At 43.1% G+C, this 20,452-nt stretch carries 22 protein-coding genes, 1 tRNA gene and 2 riboswitches; of the genes, 3 read left to right on the forward strand and 20 right to left on the reverse strand.

All coding sequences use genetic code 11. The annotated features are described in order from the left end of the window. The 5 genes from ciss_RS02195 to ciss_RS02215 all read right to left on the reverse strand — a co-directional run. Window positions 1–405: EamA family transporter (locus ciss_RS02195; RefSeq protein WP_075864703.1), on the reverse strand; the 405-nt coding region annotated here is incomplete at its 3' end. Window positions 406–419: 14 nt separating this feature from the next. Beyond that, window positions 420–950: a GNAT family N-acetyltransferase gene (locus ciss_RS02200; RefSeq protein WP_075864679.1), complete on the reverse strand. Its 531-nt coding sequence runs from the start codon at window positions 948–950 to the stop codon at window positions 420–422. Between the two features lie 85 nt (window positions 951–1,035). Further along, the gene (locus ciss_RS02205) at window positions 1,036–1,764 is read right to left on the reverse strand and encodes an amino acid ABC transporter ATP-binding protein (protein WP_075864680.1); all 729 of its coding nucleotides are present in this window, start codon (window positions 1,762–1,764) and stop codon (window positions 1,036–1,038) included. Next, window positions 1,751–2,437 (reverse strand): amino acid ABC transporter permease, encoded by a 687-nt coding sequence (locus ciss_RS02210; protein ID WP_075864681.1) that lies wholly within the window; start codon window positions 2,435–2,437, stop codon window positions 1,751–1,753. Before ciss_RS02210 ends, ciss_RS02205 begins: the two co-directional genes overlap by 14 nt. Window positions 2,438–2,451: 14 nt before the next feature. Further along, the gene (locus tag ciss_RS02215) at window positions 2,452–3,270 is read right to left on the reverse strand and encodes a basic amino acid ABC transporter substrate-binding protein (RefSeq protein WP_075864682.1); all 819 of its coding nucleotides are present in this window, start codon (window positions 3,268–3,270) and stop codon (window positions 2,452–2,454) included. Window positions 3,271–3,445: 175 nt separating this feature from the next. On the opposite strand from ciss_RS02215, the gene ciss_RS02220 reads away from it, so the two are divergent. Next, window positions 3,446–4,342, forward strand: coding sequence for a DMT family transporter (locus ciss_RS02220; RefSeq protein ID WP_075864683.1), 897 nt, complete (start codon window positions 3,446–3,448; stop codon window positions 4,340–4,342). A gap of 4 nt (window positions 4,343–4,346) precedes the next feature. Here ciss_RS02220 and ciss_RS02225 read toward each other — a convergent pair whose 3' ends face one another. The 4 genes from ciss_RS02225 to ciss_RS02240 form a co-directional block, all read right to left on the reverse strand. After that, entirely contained in the window at window positions 4,347–5,258 is a 912-nt protein-coding gene (locus ciss_RS02225) for a cation diffusion facilitator family transporter (RefSeq protein ID WP_075864684.1), read from the reverse strand. 129 nt (window positions 5,259–5,387) lie between these two features. After that, window positions 5,388–5,933, reverse strand: coding sequence for an SGNH/GDSL hydrolase family protein (locus ciss_RS02230; protein ID WP_075864685.1), 546 nt, complete (start codon window positions 5,931–5,933; stop codon window positions 5,388–5,390). Beyond that, window positions 5,934–6,326, reverse strand: coding sequence for a tRNA (N6-threonylcarbamoyladenosine(37)-N6)-methyltransferase TrmO (gene tsaA / locus ciss_RS02235; RefSeq protein WP_201787760.1), 393 nt, complete (start codon window positions 6,324–6,326; stop codon window positions 5,934–5,936). Between the two features lie 126 nt (window positions 6,327–6,452). Next, window positions 6,453–7,820: a cytochrome B6 gene (locus ciss_RS02240; RefSeq protein WP_075864687.1), complete on the reverse strand. Its 1,368-nt coding sequence runs from the start codon at window positions 7,818–7,820 to the stop codon at window positions 6,453–6,455. A 531-nt stretch (window positions 7,821–8,351) separates the two neighbouring features. Between ciss_RS02240 and ciss_RS02245 the strand changes: the two genes are divergently transcribed. Beyond that, window positions 8,352–10,352, forward strand: coding sequence for an MG2 domain-containing protein (locus tag ciss_RS02245; protein WP_075864688.1), 2,001 nt, complete (start codon window positions 8,352–8,354; stop codon window positions 10,350–10,352). A gap of 33 nt (window positions 10,353–10,385) precedes the next feature. Here ciss_RS02245 and ciss_RS02250 read toward each other — a convergent pair whose 3' ends face one another. Then, window positions 10,386–10,625, reverse strand: coding sequence for a YgaP family membrane protein (locus tag ciss_RS02250; protein ID WP_075864689.1), 240 nt, complete (start codon window positions 10,623–10,625; stop codon window positions 10,386–10,388). A 111-nt stretch (window positions 10,626–10,736) separates the two neighbouring features. Between ciss_RS02250 and ciss_RS13235 the strand changes: the two genes are divergently transcribed. Continuing rightward, window positions 10,737–10,913, forward strand: coding sequence for a hypothetical protein (locus ciss_RS13235; protein ID WP_166503969.1), 177 nt, complete (start codon window positions 10,737–10,739; stop codon window positions 10,911–10,913). 29 nt (window positions 10,914–10,942) lie between these two features. Here ciss_RS13235 and lipM read toward each other — a convergent pair whose 3' ends face one another. From lipM to ciss_RS13240, 10 genes are all read right to left on the reverse strand, one after another. Next, on the reverse strand, window positions 10,943–11,752 hold the full coding sequence (gene lipM / locus ciss_RS02255; protein ID WP_075864690.1) for a lipoate--protein ligase family protein: 810 nt from the start codon (window positions 11,750–11,752) through the stop codon (window positions 10,943–10,945). Window position 11,753: 1 nt separating this feature from the next. Beyond that, a complete protein-coding gene (gene lipS2 / locus ciss_RS02260) occupies window positions 11,754–12,704 on the reverse strand; it encodes a LipS2 family lipoyl synthase (protein WP_077177397.1) in 951 nt (316 codons plus the stop codon). Beyond that, window positions 12,701–13,504 (reverse strand): LipS1 family lipoyl synthase, encoded by an 804-nt coding sequence (gene lipS1, locus ciss_RS02265; protein WP_075864691.1) that lies wholly within the window; start codon window positions 13,502–13,504, stop codon window positions 12,701–12,703. The genes lipS2 and lipS1 overlap by 4 nt, the downstream gene beginning before the upstream one ends. Next, window positions 13,492–14,952 (reverse strand): aminomethyl-transferring glycine dehydrogenase subunit GcvPB, encoded by a 1,461-nt coding sequence (gene gcvPB, locus ciss_RS02270; RefSeq protein WP_075864692.1) that lies wholly within the window; start codon window positions 14,950–14,952, stop codon window positions 13,492–13,494. The genes lipS1 and gcvPB overlap by 13 nt, the downstream gene beginning before the upstream one ends. Next, entirely contained in the window at window positions 14,952–16,286 is a 1,335-nt protein-coding gene (gene gcvPA / locus ciss_RS02275) for an aminomethyl-transferring glycine dehydrogenase subunit GcvPA (protein WP_075864693.1), read from the reverse strand. The genes gcvPB and gcvPA overlap by 1 nt, the downstream gene beginning before the upstream one ends. Window position 16,287: 1 nt before the next feature. Then, entirely contained in the window at window positions 16,288–16,680 is a 393-nt protein-coding gene (gene gcvH, locus ciss_RS02280; RefSeq protein ID WP_075864694.1) for a glycine cleavage system protein GcvH, read from the reverse strand. Window positions 16,681–16,682: 2 nt separating this feature from the next. After that, window positions 16,683–17,765, reverse strand: a complete 1,083-nt coding sequence (gene gcvT, locus ciss_RS02285) for a glycine cleavage system aminomethyltransferase GcvT (RefSeq protein ID WP_075864705.1) — start codon at window positions 17,763–17,765, stop codon at window positions 16,683–16,685. A gap of 84 nt (window positions 17,766–17,849) precedes the next feature. Then, window positions 17,850–17,921: riboswitch (glycine riboswitch) on the reverse strand. Then, a riboswitch (glycine riboswitch) is annotated at window positions 17,922–18,031 on the reverse strand. A 98-nt stretch (window positions 18,032–18,129) separates the two neighbouring features. Continuing rightward, the gene (locus ciss_RS02290; RefSeq protein ID WP_075864695.1) at window positions 18,130–18,867 is read right to left on the reverse strand and encodes an acyl-CoA dehydratase activase; all 738 of its coding nucleotides are present in this window, start codon (window positions 18,865–18,867) and stop codon (window positions 18,130–18,132) included. Further along, window positions 18,867–20,132, reverse strand: a complete 1,266-nt coding sequence (locus ciss_RS02295; protein ID WP_075864696.1) for a double-cubane-cluster-containing anaerobic reductase — start codon at window positions 20,130–20,132, stop codon at window positions 18,867–18,869. The genes ciss_RS02290 and ciss_RS02295 overlap by 1 nt, the downstream gene beginning before the upstream one ends. Window positions 20,133–20,157: 25 nt before the next feature. After that, window positions 20,158–20,252: transfer RNA gene (locus ciss_RS13240), tRNA-OTHER, on the reverse strand. Between the last annotated feature and the right edge of the window lie 200 nt (window positions 20,253–20,452).

Consider the following 20,452-nt stretch of genomic DNA (forward strand, 5'->3'; position numbering starts at 1 on the left):
GAGTCCCAATAGACAAAAAATAATTCCCAGAACTTTTGCTGCAGTTAGTTTTTCTCCAAAAAATAAAATCCCAATTGGGATTAAAAAAAGGCTCACCGCTGCATTGGAGAACAAAGCAGCGGTACTTATCTTCCAGCCGGCCCGGTACGCCAGTAAAAATCCCAGTTCCAGACCAAAAATAGCTACCCCCAGAGCGAATCCTACCCAGTTTAACTTTGAAAGTTCAAAAACAAACTTTGCTTTACCTTTAAATACTGGCGAAAGCAACAACGATAAAAAAGCTGCCGTAAGATAAGTTGAAGTTAAAACTAAAAAAGGATTGGCTTTAGGGGGAATCAACTTTTGCGTAACATGGTAAATAATATTTGAAAAAATAGTCAAACTAATGGCCAAATAGTATAACATAAACTCCTCCACCTTTAATCTATTTCCAATCCCATAATGTACGAATCATAAAAAACACCGTTAATTAAATAATGTCGGCTAATCCGTCCTTCGTAAGTAAAGCCCGCTTTTTCATATAAGGAAATAGCCCTTTTGTTGTCTACCCGAACATTTAAGTTAATTTTCCTTATTCCCATTTCTTTTGCCCATTTTTTTAAATACGAAATTAAAGCCCTGCCAACTCCCAGTCCCCAGAACTCTTGTAACACTGCTATCCCCATCTCGCCAAAATGAGAAAACTGCGTACCTAAACCCGGTTTAAAGCTTACACTTCCAATAATCCTTCCCCGGTAGTCGGCTACTGCCAGTAAGGCTTTTTTATTTTGAAGATGTCCATTAATGAATTCTCTTTCCTGTTCCACAGTAAAGTTAAATTCTCCCGGTCCATACGCCAAAAAAGTAGTTTCGTTGGTTGCTTTTTTATAAAAAGTTAAAAGTTCTTCCGCATCTTCCAGAGTTATTTTACGTATTTTTACTTTTTGTCCATTTTTTAAAATGATATCCATGAAAATACATTCCTCCCCCGGTATCGTTTTGACCTATTATATCACATTCTTCACGGTAAAATAAAAAACCCCGCCTCGGCGAGGTTTAAACATGTAAGATTTTACTTAAAAAGTCTTTGGTTCTCTGTTGCTGGGGGTTCTGGAAAATCTCCTCGGGTTTTCCTTCTTCCACAATAACCCCTTCATCCATAAACAGTACCCGGTGGCCTACTTCCTTGGCAAAGCCCATTTCGTGAGTTACCACCACCATCGTCATCCCTTCATGGGCAAGTTCTAACATTACCTCTAAAACTTCGCCAACCATTTCGGGGTCTAAAGCCGAAGTAGGCTCATCAAACAGCATAACTTTAGGCTTCATGGCCAAAGCCCGGGCAATGGCAACCCGCTGCTGCTGACCGCCGGACAGCTGGTCGGGATAGGCATTGGCTTTATCGGAAAGCCCCACCTTTTTTAATAGGTCATAAGCAATCGCTTCCGCTTCATCCTTTTTCATGCCCCGCACCTTAATGGGTGCCAGAGTGATATTTTCTAAAGCTGTTTTATGGGGAAAAAGGTTAAACCGCTGAAACACCATCCCCACTTCCGTCCGAACTTTATTAATATCGGTCTTGGGGTCAGTAAGGTTAAAACCATCCACCCATACTTCACCGGAAGTGGGAGTTTCTAAAAGGTTAATGCACCTTAACAAAGTACTCTTCCCCGAACCGGAAGGCCCTATGATCACCACTACTTCCCGTTCTTTGATGTGAGTGGTTACGCCTTTTAAGACGTGAAGCTTGCCAAATTTTTTGTGAAGGTTTTTAATGGTGATCACCGGTTTTAAGCCTCCTTTCGGTAAAGCTTACCAGCTGGGAAATTAAGAGGGTCATAATCAGGTATAAAATTGCCACCGCAAACCACACTTCAAAAGCCCGGGCATTATAACCAATTATCAAGGCTCCGCGGCGCGCAAGCTCTTCAAAACCAATCACCGATAGCAGGGAGGTATCTTTAAGCATAGCTATAAATTCGTTACCCAGCGGCGGTATTACCCGCTTAAACGCCTGGGGCAAAATAACATACCGCATTGCCTGCCCGTAAGTCATCCCGAGAGAGCGGGCTGCTTCCATCTGTCCCCGGTCTATCGATTGGATTCCCGCCCGGAAAATCTCCGCCACATACGCCCCGCTGTTAATACTGGTGGAGGCAATAGCCGCTGCCCAGGGTGAAATAGCCTGGGGCTGGCCACCGGTAAGTGCTGCCCAGAGCTGGGGAAAACCGTAGTAAATAATAAATATTTGCACTAATAAAGGTGTCCCCCGGATAAAATCCACATAAACCCGAGCAATAAATTTTAAAAGGGGATTACGCGCAATGCGCATAAGCCCCGCAAATAAACCAATTATACTCCCCAAGGTAACAGCAATAACCGTTATTTTAAGCGTTACTAATGCACCTTCTGCTAATAAAGGTAAAGATTCAATTACTACCGACCATTTTAATTCCACTTAAGCCACCTCAGTTAGTTCTTTGGTTTTTCTCCAAACCACTTTTCGTAAATTTCGGCGTACTTACCAGATTCTTTTACTTTCTTTAATCCCTCGTTAATTTTGGCCAAAATTTCCGGCTTGGACTTGGGCACAGCAATACCATACGATTCGCCGGTTAACTTATCACCCACCATTTTTAAATCGGAAAAGCTCTGCTTAATATAGTAGGCATTAACCGGCCAGTCGTTAATGACCGCATCAACACCGTTGTTTCGAAGTTCCATTAAAGCATCGGGTAAAGTATTAAAGGTTTTCACCTCTTTAACAATGCCTTTAGCTTTTAACTCGTTGGCATAATCGGCACCGGTAGTGGCAATTTGCACCGCTACCTTTTTCCCCTTTAAATCATCAATACCTTTAATGGTGTTGTTATCAGCTTTTACCACAATGGCCAAACCCGAATCGTAATACGGTTCACTAAAATTCATAACTTCTTTGCGCTTATCGGTAATCGAAATGGCGGAAATAGCCGCATCAACCGTACCACTTTGTACCGATGTCAAAACTCCATCAAAGTTCATACTTTTAATTTCCACTTCTAAACCTACCGCTTCGCCAATTGCCTGAATTAAGTCCATATCAAAACCTACATATTTTCCGGTGCTTGGATCCTGAAACTCAAAAGGAGCGTAAGAAGTATCGGAAGCCACTACAATTTTTTGTTTTTGCTCCTGCTTCTGCTCCTGGTTTTGATTGCTGTTTGTTTGTTCCGCCTGCTTACTGCCACAGGCTGATAAGGTAAGTCCTAAAGTTAAAAGAAGAACCAAGAATAAAACTCCAAATTTTTTCATTTAAAAATTCCTCCTTTAATTCCCTTTAATATATTAAAGCATCAACCTTTGAATAATTATAAATTGTTTAGTACAATTAGTCAATGTTAAAATTTTCTGATTATTTCTCCGTTCTTCTCCAAACAATTAATTGTTTTGTATAATATAAAGGTACTTAGAAAAACGGAGGGAAATTATGGAGCTAAAAACCAAACAACTCTGGGCCGATATAAGTTTAATCGTAGTCACCGCTTTCTGGGGAACAACTTTTGTCATTATTAAAAATGTTTTAGCTGATATTGAACCTTTTTCCTTTCTATCTTTCCGTTTCCTCCTTAGCACTTTTTTCCTTTTACCATTATTTTTACAAAAAGAAGGCTTCTCGCCAAAAGGCGTTTTTTTCGGCAGTATTGCCGGCTTTTTTCTCTGGCTTGGCTATATCTTGCAAACCATCGGCTTAAAATACACTTCCGCCGCCAATAGCGGTTTTATTACCGGCCTGGCGGTGGTTATGGTACCGGTTTTAAGCAGTATTTTAAATAAAAAACCGGTAACCCCCGGAGTCATCCTCGGTACCGGATTATCTTTCCTGGGACTATTTATAATGTCCTTTGACTTTAAAGCCGGTTTTAATACAGGAGACCTTTTAACTTTAGCCGGAGCATTATTTTTCAGTATGCAAATTGTTTCGGTAGAGCGTTTTTCTCCTTTTTTCTCCGCAACTTCTTTAACTCTTGGGCAAATTGCTACCGTAGGAGTTTTAAGCCTGCCCGCGGCTTTGTGGCTGGAAGAGCCTTTTAGACCCTACCCTAACGAAGTTTACTATGCAATTGTTTTTACCGCTATTTTTGCTACCGTCCTTGCTTTTTTAGTTCAATCCAAAGCCCAGCAGTTTACCAGCGCTTCTCACGTAGCACTCATCTTTACTTTAGAGCCGGTCTTTGCCTTGCTTTTTGCCGTCCTTTTTGGCGGCGAAAGTTTAGTACCAAAACAAGGCTTTGGTGCCTTTTTCATCTTAGCGGGAATGCTTACCGCTGAGTTTTTAGACCAGTACTGGCCTAACGCCAAAGATGAAAAAAAAGCTAACCTTTAAGCGGTTAGCTTTTTTTTTCGGAACAATAAGGACAATCTTCGCACTGGCGCTGTTCTTTCTGGCAGGGCTCGGCATGAATTAAGACGTGTGAATTGGGTAGTTTTTCTTCAATATCCCGCTCAATTTTAGTGCAAAGGTCATGAACTTCCCTCACCGAAAGCTTCTCCGGTACCACCAGATGCAGATCAATAAACCGTTCCGAGCCGCTTTTCCGAGCCCGTAACTTGTGAAACTCCAGAAACTTCTCGCCATAATTAGCAATTGAATCTTTAATTAATGCAATCTCCTTTTCCGGTAACGCCGTATCAACCATATTGGCAAAGCCTTCAAAGGTAATTTCATAAGCTGCTTTTAAAATCATTCCCGCTACAATTAAAGCTAAAATCGGGTCAAAATAAGGTATCCCGGTAAGCTTTATTAATAAAAGACCTAAGAGTACACCCACCGAAGTATAAACATCGGTTCTCAGGTGCCAGCCATCCGCTTCCAGGGCCGGAGAATCGGTTTCTTTGGCAATTTTTAATAAGGCTTGGGAAATAAAAAAGTTAATAACTGCCGATACCGCCATTACCCCTATACCCCAGCCAAGGCTTTCGGGTATTTCCGGATGCCAAAATTTGGGTAAAGCTTCTTTTATTATTAGCACCGCTCCTAAAAAAATTAAAATTCCTTCAATTGTTCCGGCTATATTTTCCACTTTACCGTGACCGTAAGGGTGACGAACATCCGCCGGTCGACTGGCAACTTTTACGGAAAAAAAGGTAATAACGGACGCCAACAAATCCACTCCCGAATGTAAGCCCTCGGCAATGATACTTACCGAACCGGTAAAAAACCCGATAACTAACTTAAAAAACACTAAAAGACTGTTGGAGATAATTGAAAGTCTGGCCCAGGAAACTTTTTTATCGTTCAAAACCAAACACTCCCGCAAACTTTTTTAAATTATTATATATTATTTTTGCAGGAAAAAGTGACTGTTAGCAAGGATTTATTAGCTTTTTTAACTTATTTTTAATTTTTGCTTTTTTTTGAGTAATTTAGACTAAAAATCATTTTCAATACCCAAAAAGCTCAAAAAGATTTGAGCCATAATCCGGTAACCCTCCCGGGAGGGGTGAAGACCATCTATTAAAACTCCCGGATTATTATTTAATAGTTTTTTAAACGGTTCGTAAAAATCTAAATATTTTACCCCCAATTCACCGGCTATTTCCCGGTATTTTCTTCCAAGAATCTTTAACCTTTCATCAGCCCACTCTTCTTCCAGAACCGGCAGGGGAGTGGCTAATACAATAGCAGAAAAATTTCTTTCTTTCGCTTCAGTTATTATCTCCCGGGCATCCTGTAAGATTTCTGAGGTCGGACGATTAACGTATATATCATTGGTGCCCCCTAAAAGTACAAGGGTATTACCTAAAATTCGCTCTCTTTTAAATCTTTCCTTCATATCCGCCAAAGTATCACCGCAAACTCCGAGATTAAGAAAACTTACTCCAAGTTTATCTGTCACTATCTTTGTCCAGGAAGCGTTTGGTCCATAGGGATAACCGTAAGTTAAAGAATCTCCGAGAAAGACAAATTCCACCATTTACCCATCAACTCCGTCGAATTTCCGGCTTTTAGGCTTGATATCTAAAACTGGTGTTTGGTTTAAGCAGTCAATTCCTTTTACCGTTAAGACATTTCCTTCCCGTTTTAAAAGCCTTCCGGTGGCAATCCCTAAATGATTGGGGCGATTGGGACTTCTCGAGGCAAAAACCCCGGTTTCCTTGCCATCTCTTCTAATGGTAATGAGTTTTTCTTCATTGCTTAAATGAAAATAAAAAATAATAGTTATGTACTCTTCATCTTCAATCCTGTAAAGCCCCGGAACAAATTCATCATAGACTACAATTTCCGAAACATCTTCATCGTAATCCATTTTTTCTCTGGAATTAAAGTTATTACGCACGTAGCCAATCGGCCGCAGCACTATCTCCACCTTTTCCACCCCCTACCCCTAAAATACATCATTCCCGCAAAAAGATAAAGCAAAAAAAGGGACGGTTCTTATATTTGCGTTTATACGCCTAAAAAAAGAACCGTCCCCAAATTTGGCGTTTAGTTTTTAAAGCTGGCGTAGGAACGCAACGAGCGCTTCCTTTTCTTCCCGGGTAAGTTTTAATTCCAGGATAAGATTAAAAAATTCTACCGTATCTTCAATGGTTAACAGGCGACCATCGTGAAAATAAGGCGGAGAATCTTTAAGTCCTCTCAAAGTAAAGGTTTTAATTGGTCCTTCCGGCCGACCCTGGTAAAATCTTTCTACCTTTAAATCGTGCATCAACTGGTCGGTATAGTACGGTGCCGGGTGGCAGTAGCCGCATTTACCTTTGCCAAAAAAGATTTTTTCCCCTAAAAGTTCCTTTTCGGTTGCTTTGGCCGGGTCAAGCCTGCCATAACGATTTAATTTGGGTGCAGGCGGAAAATCAATGATATTGATAAACTGGGCCATATGCATTACCTGCTCCCGGGACAGCGGGTTTATCCCTTTTTTGGCAGCTAAAGTGTGGTCACCGTCAAAATAAGCTGACCGCTGTTCAAATTCAGTAAAATCCTCTACTGAACGCAGGGACCTTTTTGAACCAAAGAGCTGCTGGATATGAGTTCCTCTAAGGCTTACCGTATCGATGCGAAACCGCGTTTCCTGGGGGCGATTATCGGGATTTAAGTGAAACTGTCCGGTGGTATGGCCGTTGACGTGGCAATCAAAACACGATACCCCAAGGCTTGGTTTTTCACTTTTCCGGTCGTCGGTAGCATTAAACTGCTGCTGGGGAAACTTGGTTAAAAGAAGCCTGAGGCCTTCTAATTGCACCGGAGTTAAAATATCTTTAAAAAGTTCGTAATAGTTATCCAAGGTAATTTCCTTTCCTTTCGATACATCTCCTAATTCCGGGTGGGTTGTAAGATATAAAGGCGGTGGAAATTCCGGTAAAAAAGCATCGGGTAAATCGAAATCAACGTCAAAGCGCACTAATTCCGGGTGAATCCTCGTCTGCACCGGTGGAAATACCATACCGCCGTTTTGAGGGTGGGGGTGGGGTAACGGTAAATAGGGAAAGACACCTTTTTCTTTAATTTCTTCGGGAGACATATTAGCTAAATCTTCAAAGGTAAGACCATTTTTTAGTTTGGCAGTAGGGCCTACTGGAATTGGTTTCCCCCCGCTCATGGTTACTTCGGTTGTAGTTTTTGGTGTAAGGTTATACCTTTCTTCCAAAAGTTTGCGGTGCTTGGCCATTATTTTGGGTTTATTGGCCTTTTCTTCCTTCATAATTTCGGAAAAGCTTTTGTCCCGCAAAATCTTATCTACCTTAACATAGCCCCAGGAAAAAACTAAGAAAAGTAAATAAATGCCACCTAGTAAAAGAAAAATTTTGAAAACTATACCCCAATTCTTGTTTGGCTTTAATGGAACATAACGTACCTTCAAGCTCTCACCTCCTAAAAAATCCTGTAAAAATTTATGCCAGAATTGTTAAATATATCACCGTTAAGTAGAAAAATCTGGGATAAATTGTAGAAAAGTTAGTGGACGATTTAAAATCCGGGCGCAAAGATTTTGAAGATTTCCGGATTCAATAACAAGGAAAATACGTTTTGATCCGTTATATTGCTGTCAGGGATGAAAAGGGAGAGTTTATGGAGGGCTTGGAAGTTACCCAGGATATCAAGCCGTTGCAGGGGATTTCCGGTGAAAAACGGATAATGGAATAATTTATCCCGTTGAGACCACATCTCAACGGGTTTTTTTCATTTTTTCCACTATATATTTTGTATTTTTATACCCATAAAAATCTTTTAAAAGGATTTTACTACATATCGCAGAATAATAGTAATAGTGGTTGTGGGGACTTTCATAAATATTTAATACAGAAAGGAGGGAAAAAGTTTTTTAATTTTACTTTATTATTATTTTAATTTTGAAGGATAAATAGAGAGGAAGTTAAGGAGGAAAAGACAGATGAGTCGAAAAATGTTTTTGTTTGTCCTGGTATTTCTTTTTTTTGCTTTCACCGCTACGGCCCTTGGGACAACCTTAACAATTCAGGTTGCCACCAACAAAATGAGTTATGAGCCGGGCAAAACAGTTACCATCAGGGCCAATGCTCAACTTGACCTAACTCGCATCGTAACCTCAAAGATTAAGTCTGCTACGGTAACAGTTAAAGATCCCACCGGTAAGGTTTTAGTAAATGCCGCAGCAATGAGCAAAGACCCGTACACCGGACTTTGTTTTTACAATTATACCTTACCTGCTACAGCTGTAAAAGGCGATTACACCGTATCGGTTACCATTACCGATACCAGCAGAAATTCCGGTACTGCCACCTGGAGTTTTAAGGTAAAGCTGCCCGTTCCTGACCACTCCAAGCTTATTACTTACTACGAAGGTACCAAAACCTGTATCTCCTGCCACAGCAAACAGGCCAATGACATGTTTAATTCCGTCCATTATCAGTGGAATGGCGATAATTCCCGCTCCATTGAATTGGTGGGTACGACGGTAAGTAAATTGGGCGGAATTAACGACTTTTGTATCTGGCCAGATATGAACTGGTTGACCATTTTTAATAAAGTCGATGGCACCAAAGGCCCCGGCGGATGCGCTGTTTGCCATGCCGGTCTTGGCAAGAAACCCTCGCCAACGGTAAGCCAGGAACAACTGGAAAACATCGACTGCCTTATCTGCCATAGCCCAACTTATAAGAGAACCGTTGTGCAAAATGCCGATGGCACTTATTCCCTGGCTCCGGATCCCTCCATCGATATTCAGGCTGCTGCGAAAAACATTCAGCGACCCGGTCGCGCCGAGTGCATGCGCTGCCACGAAAAATCCGGCGGTGGTGATAACTACAAGCGCGGCGATTTAGAATCCACGCTGAAAGCGTGCGACTATTCGTATGATGTCCACATGGGAACCAATGGGCAGAACTTCACCTGCCAGGACTGCCATAAGACCGAAAACCACCGGATAGCCGGTCGCGGTTCCGATATGCGGGCTTTAGATTCAACCTTTAATTTAAACTGTGAAGTTTGCCATACCCAGATTCCGCACCGGTCCTACAACACCAATTACGCTGATTTAAACCGCCATACCGATAAGGTTAACTGTACCGTCTGCCATATACCGACTTTTGCCAAATCCATCCCTACCGATATGCACCGGAACTGGCAGGTTATGGAGCTCGATACCGCCAAACAGTTATACGACCCGGAAATAGTAAAACAAACCAATGTAATGCCCCAGTATGCCTGGTTTAACGGCTACAGCCACTTTTACCGCTTCAAAGATCCGGTAAGTCTTGATGAAAGAGGCGTTCAGAAAATGAGCTGGCCCGATGGCAGCTTTGTGGATTCCGGTGGAAAGTTCTCAAAACTTTATGCCTTTAAGGTGCACACCGCTTCCCAGCCTATGGAAATTTTGTCAAAGGTACTTTTACCGGTTAAAAACAAGACCGCCTTTGAAACGGGCGATGTAAATAGAGCAATAATGGAAGGAGCAGCTTTAGCCAATATTCCCTACACGGGACACACCTTTGTCAACACCGAGCGGTATATGGGTATTTCCCACGGAGTAGGACCAAAATCCACAGCCCTTTCCTGCTCCAATCAACCCTGCCACGGCAACGAAAACCGGATACCGTTTAGTAAGTTAGGATATACCACCAGAGGAACAATCGCGCAACTTTGTGATGTCTGCCATTCGGCCAAAACTTATACTAACTTTACCGATTTGCACGCCAAACACCGGGGTAAGAAAAACTGCTCGGCTTGCCACGGCTCAGGCTATCCATTAAAAGAACCGACCACTACCCTTTGTGATAACTGCCATAAATTAAGAACCTATTCTGATGTTAATGTGCTTCATGCCAAGCACGTCGCCAGCCGGCAAATTGACTGCATAAACTGCCACACCTTTACCGCAAGCCTAACCGGTGAAGGTCATACCAAAGACAATTAAGAAACCGGGGCGCTTTTTGCCCCGGTTTTTCTATTAGCTGGGAGATGGAATTGAATATTCCTCTTCATCATCTTCAATATACCAGTCCTCGTCCCCCGCGGTGTTTATACCAAAAAGCTCAAACACCGGACACCAACGGGTAATCCCGGTGGCCAGCTCCATAGCTCCTACACAAATTAAACTTTTTGATTTATTTACGATACCTAACCCTAAAAGCATTGCTCCCATGGAACTGCGTAAAAATGCATCCCAGGTACCTACGTTTTCCCGCATCATTCCACCCCCGGCAAATTTTTTCTTAGTATTCCCCGTTTTCTATTAACTAAATGCATATTTAAAACTTTTACTTCAAAAAATAAAGGACAAAAACCGGGAGGTGGAATCATGACCAATTACGCCAGTTCTGACCAGCTCAACTTAGTAGGATTAAACTGCCCTAAATTTTCTGCAAAAACCTGTAAAATCAGTACTAAAAGCTGTGAAGCTTGTCGCCACTGGAACGGTACTACCTGCCAAATTAAGATGTTTGATCCGGTACTGACAAGTTTGGATCAAACATAAAAAGCCCTGGCTCATGCCAGGGCTCTTCCTTAGATTCGATACAACCAATCTCTGCTAAGATATTTTTCCTTCAGTAACTTCTTACTAATTTCTTCTTCTTCCGGCGTAAGATAACTTTTTTGAAAATTAACTTCTAAACCCTCAGAAAAACCTTTTAAAAACGCTTCTTTTATTTCCGCCAGCGAAAATTCCCGGGGTGAAAAATCATGAATAGCTCCTGCCTTTCTGTGAAAACTTGCCCGTATTCGTTCTTTTTGCTCTAAAGACTTAAATTTTAGTACCCGAAAAAGTTTATCCACATCCATTTTTATAACAATAGCCCCGTGTTGCAAAAGGTAATCTCCCCGTCTAACCTGGGCACTTCCGATAACTTTTCGACCCTCAACCGTTAGCTCATACCAGGATGGAGCTTCGAAGCAAATCGCCGATAAATCGGAAGTTTTTTTCCCTTCGGCAATTTCCCCTTCAATTCCCAGGTTTTTGAGACCCAGTAAAAGACCTTTGCTTATTTTCAAATACGACTCCAAAACCGTTCCGGAAAGCTTGGGGTGCTGGATGCTACCAACAATCGAGTAAGTCAGTTCAAACTCGTGGAGTACCGCCCGCCCACCGGTAGGCCGGCGTACCACATCAACCCCCAATTTTTCACATTCGGAAAAATCCACCTCTTCCTGAGCTTTTTGAAAATAACCCAGGCTTAACGTCGGTCGGGTCCAGGTATAAAAGCGTAAAACCGGCGCCCCGTGATTATTTATAGCTTCTTCTAATAACGCTTCATCAATTGCCATGTTTTCCGCTCCGGAAAAAGCTCCATGGTCAATAAAGCGCCAGGTTTCCATACTACACCTCCAGTTCGGCTAAAAGTTCTTCCAGACACCGCTCTCTTTCTTCAGGAGTCAACGGACGAGGATAATTATACATTACCCCGCCGGGTCTTTCATTGTAATAAGGACGGTTACAGTCGGGACAACCGCTGGTGCGAAAAGCTTCACCATCCTGAAAAATTTCCAGGATTTCCTCCCGGGTCAAACCAAAGCTTACTACCCGTCCATTTCTAAAGGTAAATTCAGAAATACTTTTTAAGTTCTTTTTTAAAAGATAAAAACCAGCTTGAATTCGGCGGTAACTTTTTATATCCGGTGGGTTTTCTTTTTCTAACCGGGTCCCGGGTATGGGAGTAAAAGCAAATAAAGCTATGGTAATCCGGTGTTTTAGAAGATCGTCCATTACTTTCAGCATTTCCTCTTCGGTCTCCCCAAGGCCCGCAATTAAATGGGTACCTATTTTCCCCGGAAACTTCTCGGCTAAGTCCAGAAGCTTATTGTAAAACTTCTCATAATTTTTGCCTTTAACTTTTTCATAAACCCTTTTAACCGCACCGTCTAAAGGAAGACTTATATGGTCAGCCCCGGCCGCAAATATCTGTTGAGCCTCAATGGCATCCCGAACATTATACGAAACACAAAGAGGAATTGCCGCTTTTTCTTTGAGTTTTTTAGCCTTCTCCAAAATTTCCGCAAAACTTTCTTTAGTGCGCACAACCTGAAAACAAGCCCGGCGTATTTCAGAAGGTTCCTCCCCCAGCGCTTTAAAAACCGCCTCCTCCTCAATTTGGGGCCAGGTTACCCGGGATAAAAGCTCAGGAGTGGCGTGACTGGAGCGCGCCTGGGAACAAAAGGCACAATCATGCTGGCACTTTTCACCAAGCATAAAATAAGCAGTAGTGGGAAGAGCCTCTACCTTGACTTTTTTAAGCTTTAACGCCGCCAGGGTCCCAATCGATGCTCTCATAACACGCAGCACTCTCCCGCTTCCTCAATTTCATATCCCAATTCCCGGGCTTTTTTAACTACCTCCGGATGGGGCTGCACAATGCGGGCAAAGCCCAGTTCCAACGCTTTTAAGTCCACCTCTTCCCGGTACTTACCTCCTGGTCGCATGCAGCCTAAATATAACGGGGTTTTCGGAAAAAGTTTTCGGGTATATTCAAAAACTTCCACAACATTGGCAATTTCCGGAGGCCGACGGTCAGAAAATTCCGTATCAGGTGTAGGCCGGAAAATAATAAACACAATGGCCGGAGGGTTAAATTCTTGTAATGCTTTAATTGCCTCAAATTCCCCTTTAATTTCTCCACCGAGAAGGCCAATAGTTATATGCGGCAACACCGGAACTTTAGCCTGAAGTTTCCGGTAGGTGTTTAAATAATCTTTCCCGGTTTTGTTTAAGTGGTAAACTTTAGCGATTGTTTCGTCATTCACCACAAAATCAAAGGACACCGTATCGGCTATTTGGGCCAAAAGGTCAATTTCCCGGTCATCGTCTATTAGCCCTACATGAAAATTATATTTTAAGTTTCCTTTTTGGTCCGCTAAAAACTCGGCATGTTTTAACCAAGGGACTTTACCGTCTTTAGTACAGCCTCCGCTAATTAACAAACTTTTAACTTCTTGCAAATTTGGTATTTTTTCTACAGGAAGCATACTTTTTAAATAATGGCCCCCACAGTGGGCGCAGTTTAAGGCACAGTGGGGGCCGGTAACGGTAACCGGTTTGGTTTTATGAGGATAAACAAAAGTTATTTTTGCCAATCTTTACTCCACCTCAAAATTGGATTTCTCGCTGCACCCACCTCATCCAGCCGTTTCACCGGGGTGACGTGGGGAGCTTCATGGAGAAGTTCGGGATTTTCCTCTACTTCCCGATTGATGGTGAGCATGACTTCAATAAACCGGTCTAAAGTTTCTTTGGATTCGGTCTCCGTTGGCTCAATCATCAAAGCTTCATCTACAATAAGCGGGAAGTAGATGGTCGGTGGGTGAACACCGTAGTCCAGGAGACGTTTAGCAATATCTAAAGTGCGAACCCCTTTTTCCTTCTGCCACTTGCCTGATAAGACAAACTCGTGCTTGCAGAGCCGGTCATAGGGCAGATAGAAGTATTTTTTCAGCTTTTCTCTTAAATAGTTGGCGTTTAAAACAGCTTTTTGGCTGACATCGGTAAGGCCTTCACCGCCTAAAGCTTTTAAGTAAGTATAAGCTTTAACCACTACCAGGAAGTTACCGTAGAAAGTTCTTACTTTACCGATGGAATTGGGCAAATTGTAGTTAAAGTAGTACCGGTCGCCGTCTTTCTCCACCACCGGCACCGGCAGGAACTCGGCAAGATGGGCTTTAACCCCTACCGGTCCGGAACCGGGTCCACCGCCGCCGTGGGGAGTGGAAAAAGTTTTATGAAGGTTAATGTGCATGACATCAAAGCCCATGTCCCCCGGCCGGGTTACCCCCATTATGGCATTTAAGTTAGCTCCATCATAGTACAGGAGTCCGCCGACATCATGGACCATTTTAGCAATTTTTACGATTTCTTCTTCAAAAAGTCCCAACGTATTGGGGTTGGTAAGCATTAAGGCTGCTACATCATTATCCAAAACTTTTGCCAGTTCTTCCGGGTCTACCAGTCCCCGGTCATTGGACTTGATGGAAATCACGTCAAAACCGCACATGGCAGCGGTAGCCGGGTTGGTACCGTGGGCAGAATCGGGAACGATGACCTTCGTCCGCTTCTCTCCCTTTTTCTCCAAGTAGGCTTTTATGATCATTAATCCGGTAAATTCTCCGTGGGCTCCCGCCGCCGGCTGGAAAGTAAAACGATCCATGCCGGTAATTTCTTTCAGGTATTGTTCCGCATCGTACAGCAGCTCTAAAGCCCCTTGAGCAAGCTCCTCCGGCACATAGGGATGAAGTTCAGCAAAGCCGGCAAGCCTGGAAGTATCTTCGTTAACCTTGGGGTTGTACTTCATGGTACAGCTTCCCAGAGGATAAAAGCCGTTATCCACGCCAAAATTCCGCCGGGAAAGGCCGATATAATGACGAACCACATCCACTTCAGCCACTTCCGGGAGGTCCGGTTCGGTTTTCCTTTGCATTTCTTCAGGAATGAGATTATTGATATCTTTAGCGGGAACATCCAACTCAGGAAGCTCAAAACCGGTTCTTCCTTCTTTCGATAACTCAAAAATCAGAGGATAGCTTCCCATTACCGGTCACCTCCCAGGACTTCCACCAGACTGTCAATTTCTTCCCGGGTGCGTTTTTCCGTAACCGCAATCATTAAAGCGGGGGCTAACTCCGGATAAAAACGGCTGATACCCGGTCCTGCCAAAATATTGTGTTTTAAAAGTTTTTGGGTAATCTCTTCTTCATCTTTAACTTTTACCACAAACTCTTTAAAGAACGGTCCGGTAAATAATGGTTCGTAACCTTCGCCAATTAAACGCTCGTAAGTATAATGGGCTTTTTGCAAGCTTTGCAGGGCAATTTCTTTTAAACCTTTCTTGCCAACGGTTGCCAGATATACGGTAGCGGCTAAGGCATTTAAAGCCTGGTTGCTGCAGATATTGGAAGTTGCTTTTTCCCGCCGAATGTGCTGCTCCCGCGCCTGCAAAGTTAAAACAAAACCGCGATTACCCTCTTTATCGGTAGTCAACCCTACAAGACGTCCCGGCATCCGGCGGGCTAAATCTTTACGGGCGGCAAAAAAGCCAAGGTGCGGTCCGCCAAAAGAAAGACCATTACCAAGGGCCTGCCCATCGCCCACCGCAATATCAGCACCGTATTCCGCCGGCGGTTTTAAAATCCCCAGGGAAATGGGGTCTACTGCCACCACCAAAAGGCCTTTTTGGGCATGAATTAAACGGCTGATTTCCTCAACCGGTTCTAATTGGCCAAAGAAGTTTGGATGTTGTACTAATACCGCGGCAGTTTTATCGTCTATTAGTTCTTCTAATTTTTCCAGGTCAACGATACCGTTTTTATAAGGAACTTCCACTACCTCAATTTCCGGACCCCAGGTATAGGTTTTTACCACACTTCGGTACTCGGGATGGACGGTGGCCAATACCAAAACCTTATCTCTCCGGGTTTGATTTACCGCCATCAGAGCAGCCTCAGCCAGAGCTGAACCGCCATCATACATCGAGGCATTGGTAATGTCAAGCCCGGTTAGTTCGCAAATCATGGTCTGGTACTCAAAGATCGACTGTAAAACTCCCTGGCTCATTTCCGCCTGGTAGGGAGTATAAGCGGTATAGAACTCCGAACGCAGCAAAATGTGGTTGACCACCGCCGGGACATAATGGTCGTATACCCCGGCTCCTAAGAAAACGGTATACTTATCCGCCGAACCGTTTTTAGCCGCTAAGTTTGCCAGGTGTTTCTTTACTTCAAGTTCCGACATCCCGGAAGGGAGGTTTAAAGGCCTTTTAAGTTTAATTTCTTCCGGGATGTCACTAAACAATTCATCGATGGTATTTAAGCCAAGGCTACTTAACATTTCCCGGACTTCATCCGGGGTATGGGGAGTATATTTCAAATTATTCGCCTTCCTCTTCGAGAAGTTTTTCGTAATCTTCGGGGGAGAGCAGTTCGTCTAACTCCGCTTCGTTACTAATTTCCACCTTAATCATCCACCCCTTGCCGTAGGGGTCTTCATTTACCAGTTGCGGCGATTCAATAACTTCTTCATTAACTTCCACAACTTTCCCGGAAACGGGAGCATAAAGGTCAGAAGCAGCTTTTACCGATTCTACAACTCCAAAGCTATCTCCGGCGGAAATTTCATCCCCTACTCCGGGAAGCTCAATAAATACGATATCTCCCAGTGATTTTTGGGCAAAATCGGTAATCCCGATAACACCGATATTGCCATCCACCTTAATCCACTCGTGCTCACGGCTGTACTTTAAATCCTTAGGTACCACACTCATGCTTATTTCCCCCTTTTATAAAATGGTCTTGAAATTACGCGGGCACGCACGCCCTTCCCCCGAATGATTACGTCCACCTCGGTACCAATTTCCGCCGCCTCAAGCTCCACCATAGCCATTGCCAGGTTTTTCTTGAGGTACGGGGCAAAGGTACCGGAGGTGACAAAACCTACTCCCCTTTGGTTAAATACTATTTCGTAGCCTTGGCGCGGAATTCCTGCTCCAATCATTTCCAAACCAACAATTTTTCTTTTAAGCCCGGCATTTTTTTGGGCAAGTAAAGCTTCTTTTCCTATAAAATCTTCCTTATTAAACTTAACGGCCCAGCCCAGTCCGGCTTCTAACGGTGTGATTTCGGCGGAAAGTTCATGGCCGTATAAAGGAAGACAAGCTTCAAATCTTAACGTATCCCGGGCACCAAGACCTGCCGGCTTGACACCAAGATTTAAGAGTTCACTCCAGATTTTTGTAGCCAAATTTGGAGCAAAATAAATTTCAAAGCCATCTTCACCGGTATAACCGGTGCGGCTAACAAGACAGGGAACGCCTGCAACCTCAATTTCAGCAAAACCAAAATACTTAATTTGATTTAAATCAAAAGCCGTCAACTTTTGTAAAATTTCCTGAGCTCTTGGACCCTGTAAAGCAATTTCGGCAGTTTCGTCGGATAAATCGTTAACAGTAACATCGTCCCACCGGTACCGGAGAATATGCGCTAAATCTTTATCCTTATTGGCTGCGTTTACTACCAGTAAATACCGTTCGGTAGAATATTTATAAGCCAACAAATCGTCAACGGTACCTCCATCGGGATAGCACATAGTGGTGTAAATTACGTCTCCGAAATTAAGGCGGGAAACGTCATTGGTGATAAGGTAATTTACAAACTGTTCCGCCCTCTTTCCGGTAATTTCTATTTCCCCCATGTGGGAAACATCAAACATTCCCACATCGGTCCGAACGGCCATATGTTCTTCTAAAATACCGGTATACTGGACCGGCATCTCCCAGCCGCCAAAAGGAACCATTTTAGCACCAAGCTTAACGTGTTCTTCATAAAGCGGCGTCCTTTTCAAGTTCTCCATTCCATCACCCCTTTTTAATAGTTTTAACAGCAACACTTTTTTCATCCCAAGAAAACAAAAAAGACAGATAGCTAAAACAAGCTGCTTTAGCCTCTGTCCTTTGACCTGAGAGATTGAACTCCCCGTGGGTGCCCTAAAAGGGACTCTCCAGAGTTTCGTCCGGCAACAGTCCTTTTGCCTGAGAGTTTCACCTTTAAAGCAAAGCATAACTTTAAAGGCTTACTCCTTCGGCGCCCGAAAAACCGGGTCTCTCCTGCTGCCTTCATCCGCCGTATTAAGTTTTCTGTATACATTTTATAACAAAATTCGCATTAATTCAACAATTTTTATATTTGTGAAAATTTTAATTTGAAAAGAAACCGGCTTAACTCCCGGTTTCTCTGGCAATTAAAGCAGCCCCTAAAGCAGCGGTCACCGACGGTTCTGGCGGTACAACCACCTCGACACCCATTTCCTTTTGCAAAAACAGCCTTAAAGCCGGATATTTTGCTCCTCCCCCGGTAAAAATCAACTTTCGAGGCTTACCAAGGCTTTCTGCAAATTTAGCCAATCTTTTGGCAGTTGTTTTAAATAATCCTGCAATTACTGCTCTTTTAGGAGTTCCCCGGGCAAGGAGAGAAATGACTTCCGATTCGGCAAAAACCGTACACATGGAATTGATAGGCACGGCATTTTCTTCATTAATCAAATCCTCATCCCGGTAATCATCACCAATTGCCGTTAAAATTATTTCAAGAAACCTCCCCGTACCGGCAGCACATTTATCATTCATTAAAAAATTAGTTACCCTTCCTTGACTATCTTTTTTAATAATTTTAGCATCCTGTCCACCTAAGTCTAAAACAAACTCCACTTCCGGAAATAATTCATGGCAACCCCTGGCCTGACAGGTTATTTCCGTTACGACTTTTCCCCGGTTAAAAGCCACCCGACCGTAGCCGGTAACAACTAAGTTCCTGATTTCGCCGGTATCTTTCAGTAATAATTCCCCGGCTTTTACCGGTTCATATTTGGTAGGAACAACCTTAAATGTGGAACTTCCATCTTCTTTAATAATCACCAATTTTGAGTTGGTTGAGCCCAAATCTAATCCAGCAAACACTACTTTATCATCTCCAAAAACGCTTCAATCCGCGTTTTTAATTGTCCCTGGTCTTCATCAGAAAAATCACTTTCGAGCTTTAAAAAAGGAATATTTCTTCTTTCCAATTCCCGTCCGATTAAGTAACTTTCCACTCCATAAGGCTGGCAGAACTGCAGAGAATAATGGATAACCCCATCAACCTGAAGTTTTTCCACCATAGATAAGATATCCTCAAGCCTGCCGCTATTGGGGGTAAAACAGGCACAATTTACCTTTAAAGACCTGACCGCAATATTTTTAAGCATGCCTTCCACATCCGCCGCCGGTTCTACTAAATCTTTAAAATATCGTTCCCCAATGCAGGTTTCCTCACCCACTACAACACCGCCGGCCCCTTCAACTAAAGCATGGATTTTCCAGTGGGGTATGGGTTGAGGAGTTCCGGTAATTAAAATTCTTGGGGCATCCTTGGAAGCCACCCCTTCGCCTTTAGCCACCCTTTCCTCTAATTCGTCACACAGCTCATTAACCTTTGTGGCAAAACGCTCGGGGTCATCAAAAAAAGCCAGCTGGTTAATTAAAAGGACATCCAAACCATGGATAGGTGCCGGGTTGTATTTTCTTAAATCGGAAAGTCTTTTTAAAGCTTTTCTTTTTTTGTTTATTTTTTCAATACCCTCTTTTAAATTTTCGGCATTTAGTTTAATCCCCGTTTTTTCTTCGACAAATTGCGCAAAATCTTTAATTTCCTCTTCCCAGAATTTCCGATCCCGCTCTTCTTTTTTCTGGGGAAGTTCCATCACATATACCGGGATATACTCGTTTAATATTTCCCAGGCTTTTTTCTTGCCATCACAGGTAGTTTCTCCTACCACATAATCTGCCACCTGAAAATAAGGACAGATTCGCTCAATTTTAAACCCCATAGCCGACTTAATAAGCGGGCAAAGATTCCGGGGCAGAACCGTCTCCCCGGCCGGTACCGTATACTGAGCACCACCGCAAAGACCGATGCAGGCACTGCCGGTAGCGTTTATTATTTCTTCCGGTACATAAACGCAAAAAGTAGCAAAAACCTTTTTGCCTTCTTGTTTTAAGTTATAAAGTTCATGTACCCGGATACCGTGAATATCCCCCACTACCGCGTCAAAATAAGCCATGGCTTTGGGGCGATGCGGGCGGTTTAAGAACAGCTCACGATAAACCGCCGGTACCGGGGCTAAAAATTCATCGTGCTTTTCCAAATCAACATTTAACACCCTCCACAACTCCCGATGATCCATGATTCTCCTCCTCTTTATTTTCATTTGGAGGGAGGAAGTGGGAATTGAACCTCACCCCCGAAGGTTTACTTCGGGCCAGTGGATTTGCAGTCCACGGGGGCCACCAGACCCTTTCCTCCCGTTTTTATGTTATATTAATTTATTTTATTTGTAAAATTCCAATTTGTTATTTTTACTTTTTGTAGTTATTGCAAACAGTAAGAACAAATTCGCCCTTCGGGCGACTTAAAAGAGTAAGCAGCAATGTTTACTCTTTTTTTCCTTTATACACCATACCACCTGGACAGTAAGGGCATTCAAGAACTGGCATTTCCGATGAG

The organism is Carboxydothermus islandicus (assembly GCF_001950325.1).
GTDB lineage: Bacteria > Bacillota > Z-2901 > Carboxydothermales > Carboxydothermaceae > Carboxydothermus > Carboxydothermus islandicus.

What these genes read in the sequence shown, in the direction of transcription:
- ciss_RS02230 (WP_075864685.1), bottom strand. Translation starts at nt 5,933, where the DNA reads ATGGTGGAATTTGTCTTTCTCGGAGATTCTTTAACTTACGGTTATCCC.
- lipS2 (WP_077177397.1), bottom strand. Translation starts at nt 12,704, where the DNA reads ATGAGAGCATCGATTGGGACCCTGGCGGCGTTAAAGCTTAAAAAAGTC.
- gcvPB (WP_075864692.1), bottom strand. Translation starts at nt 14,952, where the DNA reads ATGGGAAGCTATCCTCTGATTTTTGAGTTATCGAAAGAAGGAAGAACC.
- lipM (WP_075864690.1), bottom strand. Translation starts at nt 11,752, where the DNA reads ATGGAAACCTGGCGCTTTATTGACCATGGAGCTTTTTCCGGAGCGGAA.
- ciss_RS02245 (WP_075864688.1), top strand. Translation starts at nt 8,352, where the DNA reads ATGAGTCGAAAAATGTTTTTGTTTGTCCTGGTATTTCTTTTTTTTGCT.
- ciss_RS02250 (WP_075864689.1), bottom strand. Translation starts at nt 10,625, where the DNA reads ATGCGGGAAAACGTAGGTACCTGGGATGCATTTTTACGCAGTTCCATG.
- ciss_RS13235 (WP_166503969.1), top strand. Translation starts at nt 10,737, where the DNA reads ATGACCAATTACGCCAGTTCTGACCAGCTCAACTTAGTAGGATTAAAC.
- ciss_RS02295 (WP_075864696.1), bottom strand. Translation starts at nt 20,132, where the DNA reads ATGGATCATCGGGAGTTGTGGAGGGTGTTAAATGTTGATTTGGAAAAG.
- ciss_RS02220 (WP_075864683.1), top strand. Translation starts at nt 3,446, where the DNA reads ATGGAGCTAAAAACCAAACAACTCTGGGCCGATATAAGTTTAATCGTA.
- gcvT (WP_075864705.1), bottom strand. Translation starts at nt 17,765, where the DNA reads ATGGAGAACTTGAAAAGGACGCCGCTTTATGAAGAACACGTTAAGCTT.
- gcvH (WP_075864694.1), bottom strand. Translation starts at nt 16,680, where the DNA reads ATGAGTGTGGTACCTAAGGATTTAAAGTACAGCCGTGAGCACGAGTGG.
- ciss_RS02215 (WP_075864682.1), bottom strand. Translation starts at nt 3,270, where the DNA reads ATGAAAAAATTTGGAGTTTTATTCTTGGTTCTTCTTTTAACTTTAGGA.
- ciss_RS02200 (WP_075864679.1), bottom strand. Translation starts at nt 950, where the DNA reads ATGGATATCATTTTAAAAAATGGACAAAAAGTAAAAATACGTAAAATA.